The organism is Dietzia sp. Alg238-R159, from assembly GCF_900537145.1.
GTDB lineage: Bacteria > Actinomycetota > Actinomycetes > Mycobacteriales > Mycobacteriaceae > Dietzia > Dietzia kunjamensis.
In genome coordinates this window covers 1-2906 of record NZ_UNRI01000029.1, presented here as the reverse complement: position 1 = coordinate 2906, position 2906 = coordinate 1, and the positions used below count along the sequence as shown (strand labels likewise).

The following is a 2906-nucleotide window of genomic DNA, read 5'->3' as shown; positions in this document are numbered from 1 at the left end:
GATCCCAGGTCCCGTCCCGGGCGTAGCGGGCGTGACGCTTCCACACGGTCTGCCACGCACCGAACTCCTCGCGAGGTAGGTCCCGCCAGGGAATACCTGCTCGGTAGCGGTAGATGATCCCCTCGACGACTTTGCGATTGTCGCGAAACGGATGCCCCTGCCGCCCTTCATTGGAGGGCAGCAGGGGCTCTATCCGCTCCCACTGCTCGTCGGTGAACTGGCGAAATCGTGACTTCGTCTGCCCCATACGGCCACGGTCTCGCGGGTCACCGCTCAGCTATGGGAGACACGCCCTAGAGCAGAGGCGACAAACCACGCGCTGACCGCGCAGCCAACAACGACCACGCTCAATGCGGTGAGCAGCCTGGTGCCAAAGCTCGACCGGGCGAACAATCGGCGCGGCCATGATCTCGGCACGAAGGTGCGACTGGAGGCGCGAGAGTTCACTGTCCGATACCCATCCGGTAGCCGACACCCCGGACGGTACGAACGTAGCGCCCTCGAGAAGCCTCGTCGCCGAGCTTTCGGCGCAGATGTCCGATGTGCACATCGACAAGGTGATCATCGCCGACCCAGTTCGGCCCCCAGACCGCGGAGATAAGTTGGGGCCGGCTGAGAACGGCGCCGGGGTCTCTCGATAGGGACGCCAGGATGTCGAATTCGGTGCGAGTAAGTGCAATTGCGTTCCCGGCGACGGTGACCTCACGGCCCTGGACATCGATCGTAAGGTCGCCGAACTCGCGAAGCGACTCCCCCGCGGGCACCTCGGCGGGAGCGCCAGCCGCCGGGCCCGTACGCGGGCGACGCATCATCGCCTGAATTCGGGCCATTAACTCGCGGGGGCTAAACGGTTTGGTCATGTAGTCGTCTGAACCGACAGACAGACCGATCAGCGTATCGACCTCCTCGGTGCGCGCCGTGAGCATGACGATGTAGGCGTCGGAATGCGTGCGAACCTGCCGACAGACCTCCACCCCGTCCAGCCCGGGCAGGCCAAGGTCAAGGACGATGACGTCTGGGTCGATTTGCCGGGCCAGTGTCACCGCCTGAAGACCATCGCCGCAGATCGTCACCTCGAAGCCCTCGCGTTCGAGGTAGGTGGCCACGACATCGGCCAAAGACTGCTCGTCCTCGACAACCATCGCCCGCAAGCCCGTGGCCGGACGTGGCGTCGGTGCGGCGACTTCTGTCGTTCCGAGCGCACGGGCAGAAGAATTCATGTCCCCCATCATCCTCGGCGCCACCATATGGGCCACACGCGCGCGGGCCACATGCCGACCCGGACATCTCTCAATGACTTGCGGCTGGAAGTCGAGCGCCGGGTGAGCGAGGGTGCCCACCCGGCCAATGCTGTGTTCGCTCGAGAACGTGGTTCATCGCGTCATCGGGCCGAAATGGGCCAACCGTCAGCTGCAGCAGCAGCCACCCGTTCCACTCGCCATGGGCAAGGAGACACCGACCGTCTGATCTGCGGAGACTATCGCGTATCCGGCGTCGGCCACGGCTTGGGATACGGCCTGGGTAGTCGCGGTTCCGGTCGTTGTCATACTTCCTGCCTGCAAGTTGACTTCGACGCCGATCACGCCGGGCAATGCACCAACAGCGGCTTTCACGGACGAAACGCAATGCCCGCAGGTCATCCCCTGAACTTGGTATGTGGTGGCCGTCATCGTCTTAATCCTTTCGCCGAACGCCGTGGGGCGATCCCACACCAGAATCATATACCCCCGGTGGGTACATGATTCGAGTCGTCAGGTTTCTTCACGAGATCTTGACCTTGGCACCGAGGGAGCGAGGTGGGCGCCCCAGGACACGTTGCCCGAGGCTGGTCGATCGGGCTCGGAGAACCGCGGTTTTCGGACTGGCCCCTGAAAGCACCCTCTGCCGGTGCCCTACGCTCCGATCCTTGTGGGGGCGGTGGTGTCCACTGGCTCCGGTACCACCCGAAATACAGCGCTGGTGTGGGAGCAAGGAACAGGACCTGGCGATGCGCACGACAAAAGACGCCTGGTTCCATTTGGTGAATATCTGCCAATGCGATCGATCGTGAGCAAGCTTTCGCCTTATGCCGCGCAGGCGGGCAACTTCGTGCCCGGTAACGGCGATGGTGTGGTGACCATCGATGAGACACCGCTCGCTGTGGCCACCTGTTATGAGGTCGCGTTCGATGATCTGGTGGCCGAGTCGGTTCGGTCGGGGGCGCAGTTGATCGCGATACCAACGAACAATGCAACCTTCGGCGATACCGACATGACCTATCAGCAGCTGGCGATGTCGCGGCTGCGCGCTGTCGAACACAACCGCACGGTGGTGGTAGCGGCCACCAGCGGTGTCAGCGCGATTATCGCGGCGAATGGCGATGTCCTCGAGCAGACCGAAATGTTCACTGCCGATGCCCTCGTCGCACAGGTCCCGCTCAATACCGAGTTCACACTTGCCACCCGATTACGTTCAATTCCTGAACTCATCATCACGGTCACCGCAGTATTCGCGATGCTGGTGGGGTGGATTGCTAGCCGCCGTCGGCGGGGCTGAGATCCCCGGCCATGAGTGCGCGCCGATATCGGGAGCGGACCCGTCGTCGGCCGGGCCGGCTGCAGGCGCTCAACGTGAGCATGTCGGGCAGGGCGCCGAGGGCGAGAAATTGATGAGCTCCCGCGAGGTAAGGGCGAGAGCCAGCTCGAGGATTGGACTCAGTAATCGAGCCTATTTCTCGGACGTAGACGCCGTCGGCGTTCAGCCTCAAATCTGGTGCCGTAGCGATCACGAACGGTCATCGTTACGAGGCGGTCATGGGCCACTGCCTCCGTGGCCGCATCCACCTCAGCAATATGACCGGATACGACATCAGGATCGATATCCCTGTCACCAGGTCCCACAGCACCGTCGCCTAGGCTGCCTTGCTC

At 63.0% G+C, this 2906-nt stretch carries 4 protein-coding genes and 2 pseudogenes; 1 reads left to right on the top strand and 5 read right to left on the bottom strand.

What is annotated here, in order from left to right; translation table 11 throughout:
• From G6R20_RS18395 to G6R20_RS18385, 4 genes and pseudogenes are all read right to left on the bottom strand, one after another.
• Window positions 1-247: transposase (locus tag G6R20_RS18395; protein WP_163377269.1), on the bottom strand; the 247-nt coding region annotated here is incomplete at its 3' end.
• 47 nt (window positions 248-294) lie between these two features.
• Window positions 295-417 (bottom strand): annotated as a pseudogene (locus G6R20_RS18960) (two-component sensor histidine kinase); the annotation flags it as partial.
• 26 nt (window positions 418-443) lie between these two features.
• Window positions 444-1142: a response regulator transcription factor gene (locus G6R20_RS18390; RefSeq protein ID WP_163377271.1), complete on the bottom strand. Its 699-nt coding sequence runs from the start codon at window positions 1140-1142 to the stop codon at window positions 444-446.
• Window positions 1143-1406: 264 nt separating this feature from the next.
• Entirely contained in the window at window positions 1407-1670 is a 264-nt protein-coding gene (locus G6R20_RS18385; protein ID WP_007626394.1) for a cation transporter, read from the bottom strand.
• A gap of 226 nt (window positions 1671-1896) precedes the next feature.
• Here G6R20_RS18385 and lnt point away from each other — a divergent pair.
• A pseudogene (lnt, locus tag G6R20_RS18380) lies at window positions 1897-2535 on the top strand (apolipoprotein N-acyltransferase); the annotation flags it as partial.
• 158 nt (window positions 2536-2693) lie between these two features.
• Here the strand turns inward: lnt and G6R20_RS18590 are convergent.
• Window positions 2694-2906: hypothetical protein (locus G6R20_RS18590; protein WP_205475968.1), on the bottom strand; the 213-nt coding region annotated here is incomplete at its 5' end.